Origin of the sequence: Rhodoferax sp. U2-2l (assembly GCF_020594515.1) — a bacterium.
GTDB lineage: Bacteria > Pseudomonadota > Gammaproteobacteria > Burkholderiales > Burkholderiaceae_C > Rhodoferax.
Genome location: NZ_JAJCTH010000007.1, coordinates 61,686 through 78,131, shown reverse-complemented (window position 1 = coordinate 78,131; position 16,446 = coordinate 61,686). Strand labels below are relative to the sequence as shown.

The window sequence follows — 16,446 nt, the reverse complement described above, 5'->3', positions numbered from 1 at the left end:
CAACCCTGGCCGGACACGGCGCCATTGTCGGGCTGACGGTGTTGCCCGTGCCCCGCCAGGTTGACTGGCACTGACATTTTTCAGTTCCTAGACGCATGCCACACCTTCCGCTGTACGCCCCGCCACAAGGCCTGAATCCGACCTGCTCGGCCCGGCTGGTGCTGTTCATTCTGGTGGCTTCTGTGGGCTACCTGCCGGTCATCAGTTTTCTCAATGCCAGGGGTATCAGCGCCTCACCCGCGCTGGTCGGCCTGTTTGAGGTGGCCATCTATGCGCTGTGTCTCTACGTTCTGGGCAAACGCTTGCCCATGGCCACCGTTGCGTTCACCTTGTGTGCCTTTGCCTGGATTGTTTTTACCTGGCTGATGCGGCAAAGCGCCGATGCCAAGACGCTGCGCGATCTGATCATCCCCATTCTGTTTCTGACACTTGGGCGACACCTTGCTGACGCAGGCGTTGCCGAGAAGGGCCTGAAGCTGATCGTGATCATGGTGGTCAGCGTGGGTCTGTTTGAAGCCGTCTTTACCGACACCTACGCTGAACTGTTCAACACCTTTGCGTTTTACCGGCAAGTGACCGGCGTGAGCGAAGACGCCGCCATGTTCAAGGGGCAAATGTTGTCCCTCAATGGCTACCGGCCTGAAGGCATCGGGCGCACGATCCTGCCTTTTTTGTTGGGGTCGCACCGCACATCGTCGTTGTTCCTGGAGCCGGTCGGGCTCGGTAATTTCGCCGTCATTGTGTTGGCCTGGGCACTGAGCAAACCCTGGCCGGAAATCCGCAGGGCGCACATCTTTACCTTCGGCGCGGTCTTGCTGATCACCCTGAGTGACTCGCGGTTCGGGCTGCTGATGAGTGCCATGCTGGTTTTTTTCCGCTGGCTGCCACTGTCTCTCAGCAGCAAAGTGGCCCCAGCCCTTCCAGTGTTGAGTCTGGGCCTGGTGCTGGCCGTGACGGTGTTCCTACCCAGTCCGGACGACAATTTTGTCGGTCGGGTCACCTCCAGCGGCCTGGCCGTGCTTGAGTTTGATTGGCGGATGCTGCTGGGGCTGGGCAGCCCACTGCCCAATTTTGGGGACATGGGCTTTGCCTACCTGTTGTCCCGATTTGGTGCGCCTTTGTCGATCGCCTTGGTCCTGACGCTGTTCCTGATCCCCATGCCCAATGACCGCGCCAGGCGGTTTCGCATCCTGATCGTGCTGTATGTGTTTGCCAACCTGGCCATCAGCGGCACGTCGGTCTTTGCACTCAAGTCAGCCGGCATCTTGTGGTTTTTGGTCGGTGTGCTGAGTACCTTGCCCGCCGAAAGGGCAAACCCGTCGGCCGATCTGGCGCCCCAAAAAGTCGGGCTCGAACCGCTTCGAGCCCCCTTCCAACCGCAAGCCATGATGGACATACCCGCATGAAAGTCGTCCACGTCGTGCGTCAATACCTGCCCTCCATTGGTGGCATGGAAGAAGTGGTGCGCAACCTCGTCCAATATCAACAGACAGAAACGCCATATGCGCCCTCGGTCATCACGCTGGACCGGGTGTTTCGTGCGCCGGATGTGCCGTTGCCGCCGAGCGACATCCTGGACGGCATCCCGGTCCAACGCTTGCCCTATCGGGGGTCTGAGCGTTACCCACTGTGTCCACAGGTGCTGGGGGCACTGCGTGAGGCCGATCTGGTCCATGTGCATGGCATCGATTTCTTTTTTGACTACCTGGCGCTGACCCGCTGGCTGCACGGTAAACCGTTGATCGTCTCGACCCATGGCGGCTTTTTCCATACGCTGTTTGCCCAGCGGCTGAAGCGGGTCTACTTCAACACGGCGACCCGCGTGTCCGCACGGGCCTACCAGCGCGTGATCGCCACCAGCGACAACGACGGCCAAATTTTCAGCCAGGTGGTCGGCCGGGACCGCTTGATGACCATCGAAAACGGCGTGGATATCCAAAAGTTTGACGATGCCTCGTCGCGCGCTTTGCAGCCGGTGTTGATCTATTTTGGCCGCTGGTCTGTCAACAAAGGCATCCTGGAAGCGCTGGACATCGTGGCTGCCTTGACCCGGCAGCAACCTGACACCCCGTGGCAGCTGATCATTGCCGGGCGCGAATACGATCTCCATACCGAGACCCTCCTGGCGCATGCCAGCCAGCGCGGGCTGTCAGACCGTGTCCAGATCGTTTCGAGCCCGACCAGCGCGGACTTGCGCCATTTGATTGGCAAGGCCAGTTATTTCATCTGCATGTCACGCCATGAAGGTTTTGGCATCGCCCCGATCGAGGCCCTGAGCGCCGGCTTGGTGCCCATCTTGAGCGCCATTGCCCCATTCAAACGGTTGGTGGAAAACACGGGGGTCGGTCTGATCCTGGAGCCCGCCTCGCCAGACAGTCAGGCGCACCAGGTCGCCAGCCTGCATGCACGCCAAGGCGCCCAGGCAGACAGCGTGCCCAACCGCCGTGAGGCTGCCCGTCGCGCCGCCGCACCCTATTCCTGGGGCGGGGTCGCTGCCGCTTATGTGCAGCAATATGACGCGGTGATGGCGCCATGATGCGGCACCTGCGCCACATCTTCAGCGTGCTCTGGCTGCTGTGCATGTCCAGTGGGTATGCCGGTTGCCTTGATGCGCCGCAACTGCGCGGGGTCAACCTGTCGGGGGCCGAGTTCAATTCCAAGAATCTGCCCGGCCTGCGCCACAAAAATTACACCTACCCGTCGCGCAACGATCTCGCCTACTTCAAGGCCGCGGGGATGAATGTGATTCGCCTGCCATTTCGTTGGGAGCGCGTGCAACGGCAAACCTTCGCCCCGCTTGACCCGGGAGAACTGGCGCAACTCCGCCAGCTGGTGGGTTGGGCAACGGAACTGGACATGTGCGTGATCCTCGACCTGCATAACTACGGCGCCTATTTTGGCCGCCCGATCGGCAGTGCGGAAGTGCCTGCAGCCGCCTTCGCCGATGTCTGGCTGCGTTTGCACCAGGCTTTTGGCAACCCCGACACCACCGCATTCGGCCTGATGAATGAACCTTCTGCCATCACCGTGCCGCAATGGATGACGCTGGCCCAACACACCGTGCTCGCTTTGCGCCGGGCCGGGAGCAAGAACTTGATTCTGGTGGGCAGTGGCCGCTGGAGTGGGGCCCATGAATTCGCCAAGCCATTCGATGGCGTCACCGCGACCGAGGCTTTTCGCAGTTTCATCGATCCCGGCCACAACTTTGCCATCGAACTTCACCAATACACCGATCCCAACTACGCCGGAACGGGCAGCCAATGCATCAGCGCTGAACGTCTCGAGGCGATCATGACGGGGGTCAGTGCCTGGGCCAAACAAGAAAAAAAACGCCTGTTCCTGGGGGAATTTGGCGTCGGGCGGTCAGGTGAATGTCTGGCGGCACTGCAGGTTTTGCTCGCGTCCATGCAAGTCCAGGATATCTGGCTGGGTTGGACCTACTGGTCAGCCGGGCCGTGGTGGGGAAACTACCCGCTCAGTATTCAACCAAACCACGGCATCGACGCACCGCAAATGGAGGTGTTGCGGCGGTACTTGGAATAAGTGGCATGCCGATCCGGCATCCAGATACCCGACAGTTGGAAGACGACGCATCAGAAATATTTGACCTTTTTTATTTTGATATCAAATACTGTCAACAGTTTAAAAGATAAGTCATTACCACGCATGTTTTACTCGAAATCATCACCTATATGACAGCAGCCACCGCACCACGTGACGATGATCAATACCTCATCATCACCGCCCATCATGATTACCGCACACCACGTCGGTCCAGTATTCATTTTATTGCGGATGAGTTGGCCAAACGTGGTCAGGTAAAGTTCTTCTCGCTGCGGTATAGTTTTTTGTCCAAGCGCAAGGGAGATATCCGTACCGTTGTCGACGCCAGCGCTAACACAATACAAAAACATAATAATGTGGATTGCTTTCTGTGGAAAACACCTCTTCACCCGTTCAACGTCAAGAACCGTTACCTCAAAGGCTTGGAGGATTGGCTATTCTGGGTATATAAAAAATGGCCAAGTCCAGTGCTGATTGACTGGATCAAACAAGCCGATGTCATCATTTATGAAAGCGGCATTGCGCTCATCTATTTCGAACAGGCCAAGCGACTAAATCCGGCAGCCAAACATATCTACCGCGGCTCAGATGATTTGGGGACCATCAACGTTGCCAGTTACGCGCGTCGTAGTTTCGACGCCATATGCGGTCAAATGGATTCGCTATGTCTGTTGTCAAAACGCATGGCCGATAACATCCCGAGCAAAAATAATATTTATTATGTTCCCAACGGGCTGGATGATGACATTGACGCGCTGGGTGACCCGTCGCCCTACGGTGCAGGGGTGCATGCGGTCGCCATCGGTTCGATGCTTTTTGACCCAGGCTTTTTTGAAGTGGCGAGCCATGCTTTCCCCCATGTCACGTTTCATCTGGTAGGCACGGGCCACCCACGCGCTGCCGGGTACAACAGCAACGTGATTGTTTACGACGACATGAAATACTCGGAAACCATCCGGTATATCAAGCATGCCGATATTGGTATCGCTCCCTATATTTCCGACGATGTGCCTGTCTATTTGGCGGACAGCTCCCTGAAAATGCTGCAATACGACTATTTCGCGTTGCCGACAGTTTGCCCGAGCAGCGTGACCGGCGAATACCGTTCCCGATTTGGTTACAACCCGGGTAAATCGGACACCATTCGATCGGCCATATCGTCCGCCTTGGCGGCACCTCACTTGAGATCACGACAAATTCTCAGCTGGAAAAAGCTGGTTGATCGCCTGCTCAATCCCACGCAATTTGCCGACACCACGATTTGAATCGCCATGGCTGAACATCGTTTGACAGATGAGATAACCACCATGCAGCAACCGCTGGTTGTCACGCGCCTTCCGCTGGCGGGCTACCCCATCAACTCCATGACTGCTGAGGCGGCTGGAAAACTGGTCAAGGCCAGATTGATGGCCATGAAACCTACCGCTTTGTTGTTCGCCAACACCAATTTCATTTTGAAATGCCAGTTTTTACGCCAATGGCTCCATTCAGAACAGGTGGTTCTTCTCAACGATGGCATTGGTTTGGATATTGTCGCCAAAATAATTCACGGTCAATCCTATCAAGCCAACCTTGGCGGTACAGATTTTTTACCGTATTTATTCAAAAACCATCTGAGCGGTCATCGGATTTTCTTGCTTGGGGGAAAGGCTGGCGTTGCAGAGGCAGCGGCTCAAGCTTTTAAACTGTACGGTCTGAAAATCGCCGGTTATCTGGACGGTTATACCCAACTGTCACCTTTGGATTTGCGTCACACAATCAACCAATCCGGCGCAGACATCGTGGTGGTGGCAATGGGTAACCCTTTGCAAGAGGTTTGGATTGAGACCCACATGCACGCACTTGACGCCAAACTCTTGATCGGCGTTGGGGCATTTTTCGACTTTGTCTCGGGGCGCGTGCCGCGCGCGCCCACATGGATTCGACGCATTCGTTTGGAATGGCTTTACCGTCTGTATCGGGAACCCCGGCGTCTCATGCGGCGTTATACCGTCGATATTGTGAGTTTTCTTTTTCTGTGTTTCGGTTACTCACCGACCACACATAAAGCAGATAGAAAATAGTATTCTCCTTCATAGTCACTTATATCTATCGTTCTGTTTCAACTTGTCTCCACGACACACCGCCATCCATCATCACGCGCTCGCTAAAGAATGACCAAAAATATCACCATCAGACAGATAGGACGAGGCGCGTTTTGGTCCCTGATCAACCAAAGCGTGGGGCAGTTTTTGGTTCTGTTTGTTTTTTTGGTGACAGCACGGTTTGTTTCGAAAGTGGATTTTGGGATCATGGCGATGGCCATGTTGGCTATCGAGTTGTTCAGACAGGTGCTGATTGAAAGTGTGGGTACAACCTTTTACGCCAAAAAATCTCCCACCAACAGCGATTACAGCGCCGGTTTTTTTGTCATCTTGACAGGTGGATTATTGTCCGGCGTGTTGATATTTTTTAGCGCCAAGTCACTCGCCCTATTTTTTGGACATGCCGATCTTGAAACGACGCTCCAATGGATATCGGTCCTGTTGCTCACGACCGGGCTTTCGAAAATGCACGAAATCTGGTTGACAAAACATCTCCGGTTCAAGATGTTGGCTATTCGATCAATCCTATCCATCGGTATCGGCGGCGCCGTTGGGATTGTGATGGCGGTCCGTGGGTACGGTATCGACAGCTTGATTGCGCAGCAGATTGTGACTGCGTTGATCAGCGCCGTGTGGCTGTGGGCGTCATGTGCTTGGCGACCTGATTTTGATTTCAAACGGACCGACGTGGTGGCGATCATCCAATACGGCAAGTTTGTCTCCCTCAACTCAACCGCCAATTTTCTTGGCGGGCAAAGCGATGTCGCTCTGTCCTCTTATTACCTGGGCGCTGCTGCCACGGGTGTCTACAACGCTGCCAAGCGACTGCTGACGGCGATAGCGCTGATCGTTGGCAGCGGGTTGAACAGTGTCGCCTTGCCGGCATTGGCTGCCATTTCTGACGATGCAGAAAAATTGAAACGTTCTTTTTTGATGGGTGTCGGTCTGACCGCGCTCTTGACTGCGCCTATCTATGCGGCCCTGGCAGTACTGTCGCTAGATGTGATCCATATATTGTTGGGTCCTAATTGGTCGGATGCGGCACCCGTGCTGGCCATTCTTTCCATCATTGGCTTTACCCGTATGGTCACGCAGTACAGTACCAATATATTGCTGATCAAACAAAAGGTTCATTGGCAAACAGCGCTGTCTTTTGTGGATGCCGGACTCAACGTTGTTTTTTTGATGGTTTTCGCCAAATATGGTTTGATTTATTTGGCATGGGCATTTGTGGCGAAAACCATCATTGTGTCGCCCATTGTGACTGCCTTGGCGCTGAATTTGTTGAAAATGCGTTGGACAGAGTATCTCAAAGTCGTCAGTCTGCCAATTGTCTTGTCGCTTGTTGCAGCTGGTTTGGTACATTCGGTGCGTCAAAATATCCCGATGCCATCGTATGTCAGTGTTTTGATATTTGTTCCTCTAGGCGGCTTGATTTATGTGCTGTCGTATTACGTTTCAGATCGGAAATCTTTTATCCAATTTTTTGGATTTTTAAAAATCACGATGGGAAAGGTCAACTGAATGAACGGCGTGCATCTACCATGATTCAATCGTATGTGATCAATCTCGACAAGGACGTCGCTCGTCTTGAGTTTTTCGAGTCAAATTTTAAAAAATTGGGTTTGGCGTTCGAGCGCGTTGCTGCCGTGGACGGGCGGGTGGTATCGGATGATGAATATCAGGCTTTCATGAAGGATCGCCCGAGGCACAACAAGGATTGGGCTCGGGGGCAAATGGGTTGTTTTTTAAGCCATTACCTGGTTTGGCAGAAAGTGGCATCCGGTGATCAACGGTTTTGCGCTGTTTTCGAGGATGATATTCATATATCTGACGACCTGGCATGGATTTTGATGAATGATGCATGGATACCGGATGGTGTCGATATTATTCGGCTGGAAACGTCGACGAATCGGGTGCGTTTAACGTCGCAGGCAATTCTGACCCAGGCGAACCGCACTGCATATGGCGTTCAATCCACCAGTTGGTGTGCAGGCGGCTATCTCATCAGTCGGCAAGCCGCACAGGCGTTGCTTGATTTGCCCTGGCATACGCATGAACCCGCAGACGCCATGTTGTATAACTTTTCAGATTCACCCATCAGCACCCGGTTTAATATCCTTCAATTCAACCCCGCACTGTGTACGCAGGATAAACATTTAGTAACGGGAGGCGGAAAGTTTTACAGTAATATTGAATCACCGTTGACACATCGTGAAGTATGGAGGAACAAAATCGGGCGCATGTCGCCACTGGTTATCGGGCGTGCTTTATATCGAACTTTGTTAGGTTATAAAAGGATTGAATTCAAATGATGGTCCATTTTTGTACATGCCGTTGCCAAGGGATGGGGCAGGTCCGAATCCAATCTATGGGTTTTGAAAGCAGGTGCTCATGAAAATCACCGTCGTTGGCACCGGCTACGTTGGCCTGGTGTCTGGCACCTGTCTGGCAGAGGTGGGCAATGATGTCCTGTGCCTGGACCTGGACCCCGCCAAGATCAAGATTCTGGAAGACGGTGGCATCCCCATCTTCGAGCCCGGCCTGCAGGACATGGTCAAACGCAACGTCGCTGCCGGGCGGCTGCACTTCACCACCGACATCGAGCGCGCCGCCCACTTTGGCACCGTGCAGTTCATCGCCGTGGGCACGCCGCCTGACGAGGACGGCTCGGCCGACATGAAATATGTCATCGCCGCCGCCCGCAACATCGGCAAATACATGACCGACTACAAAGTGGTGGTCGACAAAAGCACCGTGCCGGTGGGCACAGCCGACGCTGTGCGCGCCGCCATCACCGAAGAACTGCAAAAGCGCGGCGTCAGCACCCCCTTCAGCGTCGTCTCCAACCCCGAGTTCCTGAAAGAAGGCGCGGCCATCGACGACTTCATGAAGCCTGACCGGATCGTGGTGGGCTGTGATGACGAGCAGGCCGCGCACAACATGCGCGCCCTGTACGCCCCGTTCCAGCGCAACCACGACCGCCTGATCGTGATGGACATCCGCAGCGCGGAACTCACCAAATACGCCGCCAACGCCATGCTGGCCACCCGCATCAGCTTCATGAACGAGCTGGCCAACCTGGCCGAAAAGCTGGGTGCCGATATTGAGAGTGTGCGCCGGGGCATTGGCTCGGACCCGCGCATCGGGTATGACTTCCTGTACGCAGGTGCTGGTTATGGTGGCTCGTGTTTCCCGAAAGACGTCAAGGCACTGATCAAGACGGCCAGCGTGGAGGCCGGCATCGAGCTCAAGGTGCTCCACGCGGTGGAAGCCGCCAACGACCAGCAAAAACACGTGCTGGGCCACAAGATCAAGGCACGTTTTGGCGCCGACCTGACTGGCAAGCACTTTGCCTTGTGGGGCTTGGCCTTCAAGGCCAATACCGACGACATGCGCGAAGCCACCAGCCGCGAGGTGATCAAGGATTTGCTGGCGGCCGGTGCCAGCATCACCGCCTATGACCCAGTGGCCATGCCGGAGGCCAGGCACTGCTTCCCCAACGAGCCCGGCTTGCGTTATGCCGACAACCAGAGCGCGGCCCTGGCCGGCGCCGATGCGCTGGTGATCGTCACCGAGTGGAAGGAGTTTCGCAGCCCTGACTTTGACAACCTCAAGGCCCAACTCAAGGCGCCGATCATTTTTGATGGCCGCAACCTGTACGACCCCAGGATGGTGCGCGAGCTTGGGTTTGAGTATTGCGCGATTGGGCGCTAGGCCAGGATGAGTGCACCCTTGGCCAATCTGTAGACAGGGGCGCCAAACCACCAAAGGCGGCGATGGAGACGATCACATCCTTACCACCATCAGAAAATAAAACATGAAGAACGCCAATATCAATCCCACAAGGCCACTGAATGACAGTACCTGGTCGAAATCGATTTCTGTTGGCCAATCTTTGAAATCTGTTTTCTTTTCCCCATTGAACAACGGCGCTGGCCACCATCGGCTGGCCGATGTGGCGCAGGGGGACCACATTCCACGTGTTATTCATCAAACTTACTTTACCAAATATCTGCCGGAGAAATTTCAACAAAATGTCCAAGACCTGTTGCGTCATAATCAAAATTATGAGTACAGGTTCTATGATGATGACGACATCATTCATTTCATTTCGATAAATTATGAGCCTTCGGTGCTTGCTTATTTCAACCGGATTGATCCGAAATATGGCGCTGCGAGAGCGGATCTTTTCAGGTATCTGTTGATGTACAAGCTCGGTGGTATCTATCTGGATATCAAAAGCAGTTTTACCCGGCCCATCGATGACATACTTCTGCCGACAGATCGTTTTTTACTCGCGCATTGGTGTAACGACCCAGGTGAGGACCGCGAAGGTTTTGGCCTGTGGAAGGACTTGTCACAGGTTCCCGGTGGCGAGTTTCAGCAATGGCACATCATTGCCGCTGCAGGACATCCTTTTCTCAAAGCCGTCATATTATCTATACTTAATAATATCGATCATTACCGGCCATGGCTGCATGGTGTGGGTGGCAGCGGTGTCGTCAGATTAACTGGGCCTATTGCTTACACCTTGGCTATTCTTCCTTTGCTACATCGGTATGACCATCGCAGGGTCCGACGCGACGCTGACATCAGTTTGAGCTATTGTGCCTTGCAGGGGCCGTCCCATTTGTCATTGGTGGTCAAGCCACATTACAGGGCGCTGGGTGACTCCGTCGTGATTTTGACAGATTCGGGGCATATTTTTATATTCAAAATCTATACCATGATCAGATTTATTTACAAGAAAATGCGCACAGTCATCACAAGTCAAAAAAATACGCCATAAAACCGGACGCGTCGCATCATGGAAAACATGTCGGTCCTTACATCTCCTGATCATAAATTCACGCTGAAACGCCTGGATTCGCATTGCATGGCGCAGCATGCCAACGACGTCCGACTTTTCTTGGTGGAGAGAAACGAAATCACCCGATTGCCCTATCTTCTGACTTATTACAGAAATCTGGGTGTCGAACAATTCTTCGTCGTCGATGACAAATCCAATGATGGTTCAAGAGAGTACCTGTTGACGCAAAAGGATTGCCGTGTTTTCGAGCCGTCCAATACTTTCAAGGAATCTCGTGCTGGCGTGGACTGGCAAAATATGTTGCTGGATGAATGCGGCGTGGGCCATTGGACCCTCGTGGCAGACGCGGATGAATTGCTGGCATATCCTCACATGGAGCGAATAAAACTGCCAGAACTGTGTCGTTATTTGGAGGAAGAGGGTAGTTTGGCTCTTTTTGGTTTTTTGCTGGATATGTATCCGAAAGACGACTTGTCGACGGGTGTGTGTGTGCCAGACAAGCCGTTTTTTGAGATTTGTCCCTATTTTGATGCGGATTATATTTTCAGAAAAATCAGCGCCAGAACCAGCCAAATCAACGAACTTCCCCGGATCAGAGTGGTGGGAGGTCCAAGAATCAGAAAATTCTACCCTCGTCAAAAACGTGTCGATTTTATAAACCGACTGTTAAATACGGTTGCCATCAAAATTGGCGAACGCCTGACTTTTTTGAAGCAGGATCGGCCACATTACGCACCGGCTTTGATAAAAATGCCGCTGGTCAAATGGGCCACGGGGGTAAAGCGGTTGTCAAACCATGTCATTCTTGCGCCACCTGGGTCAAAAGTATCCCTGATAACCGGTGCCATCCTGCATTTCAAATTTTTCGCAGACTTTCACGAGAAAGCCAAGAACGAAGTGTCAAGAGGCGTCCATTTTGGAGGCTCGCTCGAATACAAAAGATACCTGAGGCATACCCAGCAGAATCCCGGTATGGTCTTGTTTTATCCCGGGAGTAAAAAGTATGCGGATTCCAGCTCCTTGCTGACGGCGGGTCTGATTCAATCCAATGAAAATTTCGATTCTTATCTGTCCAAGAAAGCCATCGATGGATCACAGGCCCCATCACATCACCCTGCAAATCTTGCGCGCCATCCGTTCAAGCGATGCAACGATGTGCTGCCAAGCCCCCACATGACTCCCATGACGCCAATGACCTCCATGTGCATGAACCAACTCATCCACCGCTCCGGGGTGGCTTTTGGCACCAGCGGTGCACGCGGCCTGGTGGCCGAGATGACCGACGAGTTGTGTTACGCCTATGCCAGCGCCTTCCTGCAGACGGTGGCCAAGGGCGCCACCACATTGGTACTGGGTCACGATCTGCGCCCCAGCAGCCCGCGCATGGCGGCAGCGTGTGCCGCGGCGGCTGCCGACCACGGTGCCAAAGTGATTTATGCCGGGGCGTTGCCCACACCGGCGCTGGCGTATCACGCGGCGCAGCTGGGTGTGCCGGCGGTGGTGATCACCGGCAGCCACATACCGTTCGATCGCAATGGCATCAAGTTTTACCGCGTCGATGGCGAGATCAGCAAGGCCGATGAACAAGCCATGCTGGCCGCCACGGTGACGCTGCCCGCCAGCCTGGAACCGGCCCCCTTGCCAGCGCCGGATGTCCGCGTGGCTGACGCCTACGTGCAGCGCTACACGGAGTTTTTTGGCAGCAGCGCGCTGGCCGGGTTGCGGGTGGCGGTGTATGAGCATTCGAGCGTGGGGCGCGACATCCTGCGTGCGATCTTGCTGGGGCTGGGCGCCGACGTGCTGGCGCTGGGCCGAACCGAAGTCTTTGTGCCGATCGACACCGAGGCGGTACGCCCTGAGGACATTGCCCAGGTCATTCGCACCCGCATTGGCTCACCGTATGTGATTGCGGGTATGAACGCCGCGCAGGGCGCCGGGACCGTGGTGGGTTTTGAGGCCAATGGCGGCTTTTTGCTGGGCAGTGACGTGCAGCAGGGCAGCCGGCAGTTGGCCCGCCTGCCAACCCGCGATGCGGTGTTGCCCATGCTGGCGTTGCTGTGCCTGGCGCGTCAGCGCGGCTGCAAGCTGTCTGAGCTGTCAACCGACTTGCCCAAGCGGTTTACCGCCAGCGACCGGCTGCAAAGTTTTGCCAATGAAAAGAGCCGCTCACTGATCCAGACCCTGCTGGCCAACCCGGCAGACATGGCGCGCACGCTGGCACCCGATTCCGGTGCGGTGATAAGCGTCGACCAGACCGACGGCCTGCGCGTGACCTTTGCCAACCAAGACATCGTGCACCTGCGCCCCAGCGGCAACGCCCCCGAGTTGCGTTGTTACGCCGAAGCCGCCACGCCAGCGGCCGCAAAAGCACTGTGTGATGCGGGCCTGGCGCGTGTCGGAAGGTGATCGGGGGTTTGGCCAGGGGCCTTTGTCCGTCAGGATCAAAAGCGCCCACCACATCCATTGTTTGGTAACTGTGAGGTTCGAGAGGGAGTAACTGACATGGCTAAAGGCATGATTTTGGCGGCGGGGCAGAGCACACGGGTGCGACCTTTGACCACGGATTTACCCAAACCGATGGTGCCCATTTTGGGCAAGCCGCTGATGGAGTATCAGATTGAGCATCTGGCGCGCCACGGCATCAAACAGATCATGGTGAATGTGGCCTACCACCACCAGAAGATCGAGCGCTATTTTGGCGACGGCCACCGCTGGGGGGTCGAGATTGGCTACTCGTTTGAGGGGGTGATGGCGCACGGCGAGGTGGTGCCGCGCCCGATGGGTTCGGCCGGAGGCATGCGGCGCATTCAGGATTTCAGCGGCTTTTTTGACGAGACCACGCTGGTGCTGTGTGGCGACGCGTTGATTGACCTGGACATTGGCTCGGCCCTGCATGAGCACAAGACCAAAGGTGCGCTGGCCAGCCTGGTGGCCTTGGAGGTGCAACCCGTCGAGGTTCAGGCGTACGGCATTGTGGTGGCCGAGCCGGGCGGCCAGATCGTGTCGTTCCAAGAGAAGCCGACCCCCGCCGCGGCCAAATCAACGTTGGCCAGCACCGGCATCTATATTTTTGAGCCCGCGGTGCTGGACCTGGTGCCCTCCGGCCAGGTGTACGACATTGGTTTGCAGCTGTTTCCGCAGTTGGTGGCCGACAAGCTGCCGTTTTTTGTGCAGAACCGGTTTTTCAACTGGATTGACATTGGTCGGGTGAGTGACTACTGGTCGGTGTTGCAGCGGGTGCTGCGCGGCGCCGTGGCCGAGGTGGACATGCCCGGGCGCGAAGTGAAGCCGGGCGTGTGGGTGGGGTTGAACACATCCATTCCGTGGGATCAGGTGGCCATTGAGGGGCCGGTCTACATTGGTTCGAGTGTGCGCATTGAGCCGGGCGTGAGCATCACCGGGCCGAGCTGGATCGGCCACGGCAGCCACCTGCGCACGGGCGCCAAGGTGGTGCGCAGCGTGTTATTTGAGTACACCCGCATCGCGGCCGACATGCGCTTCTTTGAGATGATCGTGTCGCCCGAGTACTGCGTGGACCGCCGTGGCGACACCCAATACCGCGGCGATGAAACCGCCCAATTGCGCTGGGGCGATGCGCGCGCCTGACCGGTGCGCACCAGCGCGCCGCTACATGCGTTACCCGGGGATGGGTGAGGTGTTTTTGGAGCGCTGCACCTTGAGCACAGCCGTTGTGCGGCGCAGGTTTTTGAAGACGGTTTCCAGTTGGCTCAGGTCGCGCACGGCAATGACAAAGCGCAGGTCCATCACGCCGTGGGATGACTCATTGGTCATGTCGACCTGGTTGATGTCCGCGCCACCGGCCGCCAGGGCGCTGGCCACGCTGGCCAACACACCTTTGCCGTTGGTCACGGTGACCACGATGCCGGTCTCGAACGTGCGCACAGGTTCATCGGACCATTCCACGCTGATGAAACGCTCACTGTCTTTGTGGTTGAGTTTTCGGGCAACCTGGCAGTCACTGGTGTGGATGGTCAGGCCCTCGCCACGGCCGAGGTAACCCACAATGTTGTCGCCCGGGATGGGTCGGCAACAGTGGGCAAAACGAACCGAGGTGCTTTCGCTGCCGTCGATCAAAACGGCGCCCTGAGAACTATTGTCGCCAGTGACAAAACGCTCGCGGGTGAGCAACAACGCGTCGGGCTTTTCACCAATATCAGCGAGCAATTTCGCCAAGCGTTTGGCAACGATGCTGGCAATGCGTTTGCCCAGGCCAATATCAGTCATCAGCTCGGCCTGGGTTCTGTTGCCGCTAAATCGCAGCAACTTATCCCAAACAGCGGCGTTTTGACCAGTGGTATCCGGCAAGTTCTCGATGCCTTCTGAGCGAACGGCTTGGAGCAGCATCTTCTCGCCCAGGCTTTCCGACTCGGTTTGCGCCAGGGTCTTGAGGTGCTGGCGGATCTTGGAGCGCGCACGCGCCGTGCGGACAAAGCCCAGCCAGGCCGGGTTGGGCGTGGCATCGGGGGAGGTGATGACTTCGATCACATCGCCATTTTTGACTTCGGTGCGCAGGGGAACCGGCTCGTCGTTGACTTTGGCCGATAGGGTGTGGTCGCCCACATTGCTGTGGATGGCGTAGGCAAAGTCGATCACGGTAGCGCCGCGCGGCATCGCCATGATCTGGCTCTTGGGGGTGAAGACGTACACCGCGTCGGGAAACAGATCGACCTTGACGTGTTCCCAGAACTCGGTGGCGTCGCGGTTTTCGTCCTGGATGTCCAGCAGCGACTGCAACCATTGGGTGCCCATGCGGTCATTTTGCTGGACGTCGGTCTGGGCCACTTCCTTGTAGAGCCAGTGCGCTGCCACGCCGGTTTCAGCCACTAGGTGCATGGCCTCGGTGCGGACCTGAAACTCGACGTTGATGCCAGATGGGCCGACCAGCGTGGTGTGCAGCGACTGGTAGCCGTTGATCTTGCTGATGGCGATGTGGTCTTTAAACTTGCCCGGCACAGGTTTGTAAAGCTGGTGCAGCAGGCCCAACGCCGTGTAGCAGTCGATCAGGTGCGGCACGATGATACGAAAGCCGTAGATGTCGGTCACCTGCGCAAAACTCAGGTTCTTTTCGTCCATCTTCTTGTAGATGGAATAGATGGTTTTTTCGCGCCCGGCAATACGCACGGGCAAGTTGTGTTGCGCAAAAGTGGCTTCCAGGTCACTTTGCACCTTTTGGATCAGGTCGCGGCGACGGCCGCGCGCCTTGGCCACGGCTTTGGTCAGAACAGCATGTCGCCAGGTGTTGAGGTGTTTGAACGACAGGTCCTGCAACTCGCGGTAGGTCTGGTTCAGGCCAAGCCGGTAGGCGATGGGTGCGTAGATGTCGAGCGTTTCCGAGGCAATACGCGCCCACTTTTCGCGCGGCGCATCTGACAAGGTGCGCATGTTATGGGTGCGATCGGCCAGCTTGATCAGGATCACCCGCACATCGCGCGCCATGGCGAGCAGCATTTTGCGAAAAGACTCGGCCTGGTTCTCTTCGCGCGTGTTGAAGTGCAGTTTCTCCAGCTTGGTCAGGCCATCGACCAATTCAGCCACCGACGGGCCAAAGCGTTCGATCAGCTCCGCCTTGGTGATGCCGCAGTCTTCCATGGCGTCGTGCAACAAGGCCGCCATCAGCGCCTGGGCGTCGAGCTTCCATTCGGCGCACTGCGCCGCCACGGCAATCGGGTGGGTGATGTAGGGCTCGCCGCTGTTTCTGAGCTGGCCCAGGTGGGCTTCGTCGGCAAACCGGTAAGCCAGCCGAACGTTGGCCAGATCGGTCGGGCTCAAATAGTCCAGCTTGTTGGTCAGGCTCGCCAGGCTGGCCGCAGCTGCGTTCGCACCCGCCGAGGTCAACACCTGCGGGGCTGATTTGGGCGATCGCGTTGGGGCTGCCGATTCGGGCTTGACGGGGGTGCTCATGCCTTGAATATAGCTTGCGGGTCAGCCTTTGGCGCACTGGCAACAAAAAAGCACCGCAAAGCG

At 56.0% G+C, this 16,446-nt stretch carries 12 protein-coding genes; 11 read left to right on the top strand and 1 reads right to left on the bottom strand.

From position 1 onward, the window contains the following. The first annotated feature begins 95 nt into the window (after positions 1-95). The 11 genes from LHU53_RS08265 to LHU53_RS08215 all read left to right on the top strand — a co-directional run bounded on the left by LHU53_RS08265 (position 96) and on the right by LHU53_RS08215 (position 14,067). On the top strand, positions 96-1,406 hold the full coding sequence (locus LHU53_RS08265; RefSeq protein ID WP_227332168.1) for a polysaccharide polymerase: 1,311 nt from the start codon (positions 96-98) through the stop codon (positions 1,404-1,406). After that, entirely contained in the window at positions 1,403-2,536 is a 1,134-nt protein-coding gene (locus tag LHU53_RS08260; RefSeq protein ID WP_227332167.1) for a glycosyltransferase family 4 protein, read from the top strand. Before LHU53_RS08265 ends, LHU53_RS08260 begins: the two co-directional genes overlap by 4 nt. Continuing rightward, complete coding sequence (locus LHU53_RS08255; protein WP_227332166.1) at positions 2,533-3,543, top strand: glycoside hydrolase family 5 protein; 1,011 nt, start codon at positions 2,533-2,535, stop codon at positions 3,541-3,543. Before LHU53_RS08260 ends, LHU53_RS08255 begins: the two co-directional genes overlap by 4 nt. 149 nt (positions 3,544-3,692) lie before the next feature. Then, on the top strand, positions 3,693-4,829 hold the full coding sequence (locus LHU53_RS08250; RefSeq protein WP_227332165.1) for a hypothetical protein: 1,137 nt from the start codon (positions 3,693-3,695) through the stop codon (positions 4,827-4,829). A gap of 6 nt (positions 4,830-4,835) precedes the next feature. Continuing rightward, complete coding sequence (locus LHU53_RS08245; RefSeq protein ID WP_227332164.1) at positions 4,836-5,627, top strand: WecB/TagA/CpsF family glycosyltransferase; 792 nt, start codon at positions 4,836-4,838, stop codon at positions 5,625-5,627. A 90-nt stretch (positions 5,628-5,717) separates the two neighbouring features. Then, complete coding sequence (locus tag LHU53_RS08240; protein ID WP_227332163.1) at positions 5,718-7,172, top strand: lipopolysaccharide biosynthesis protein; 1,455 nt, start codon at positions 5,718-5,720, stop codon at positions 7,170-7,172. 20 nt (positions 7,173-7,192) lie between these two features. Then, positions 7,193-7,963 (top strand): glycosyltransferase family 25 protein, encoded by a 771-nt coding sequence (locus LHU53_RS08235; RefSeq protein WP_227332162.1) that lies wholly within the window; start codon positions 7,193-7,195, stop codon positions 7,961-7,963. Positions 7,964-8,042: 79 nt separating this feature from the next. Beyond that, positions 8,043-9,365 carry a UDP-glucose/GDP-mannose dehydrogenase family protein gene (locus LHU53_RS08230; protein WP_227332161.1) on the top strand — a complete coding sequence of 441 codons (1,323 nt, stop codon included), beginning with the start codon at positions 8,043-8,045 and terminating at the stop codon, positions 9,363-9,365. A gap of 103 nt (positions 9,366-9,468) precedes the next feature. After that, on the top strand, positions 9,469-10,440 hold the full coding sequence (locus tag LHU53_RS08225) for a glycosyltransferase family 32 protein (RefSeq protein ID WP_227332160.1): 972 nt from the start codon (positions 9,469-9,471) through the stop codon (positions 10,438-10,440). 18 nt (positions 10,441-10,458) lie between these two features. Then, positions 10,459-12,867, top strand: a complete 2,409-nt coding sequence (locus LHU53_RS08220; RefSeq protein WP_227332159.1) for a glycosyltransferase family 2 protein — start codon at positions 10,459-10,461, stop codon at positions 12,865-12,867. Positions 12,868-12,963: 96 nt separating this feature from the next. Beyond that, entirely contained in the window at positions 12,964-14,067 is a 1,104-nt protein-coding gene (locus LHU53_RS08215) for a sugar phosphate nucleotidyltransferase (protein ID WP_227332158.1), read from the top strand. A 30-nt stretch (positions 14,068-14,097) separates the two neighbouring features. Here LHU53_RS08215 and LHU53_RS08210 read toward each other — a convergent pair whose 3' ends face one another. Next, the gene (locus LHU53_RS08210) at positions 14,098-16,383 is read right to left on the bottom strand and encodes a bifunctional (p)ppGpp synthetase/guanosine-3',5'-bis(diphosphate) 3'-pyrophosphohydrolase (RefSeq protein ID WP_227332157.1); all 2,286 of its coding nucleotides are present in this window, start codon (positions 16,381-16,383) and stop codon (positions 14,098-14,100) included. Between the last annotated feature and the right edge of the window lie 63 nt (positions 16,384-16,446).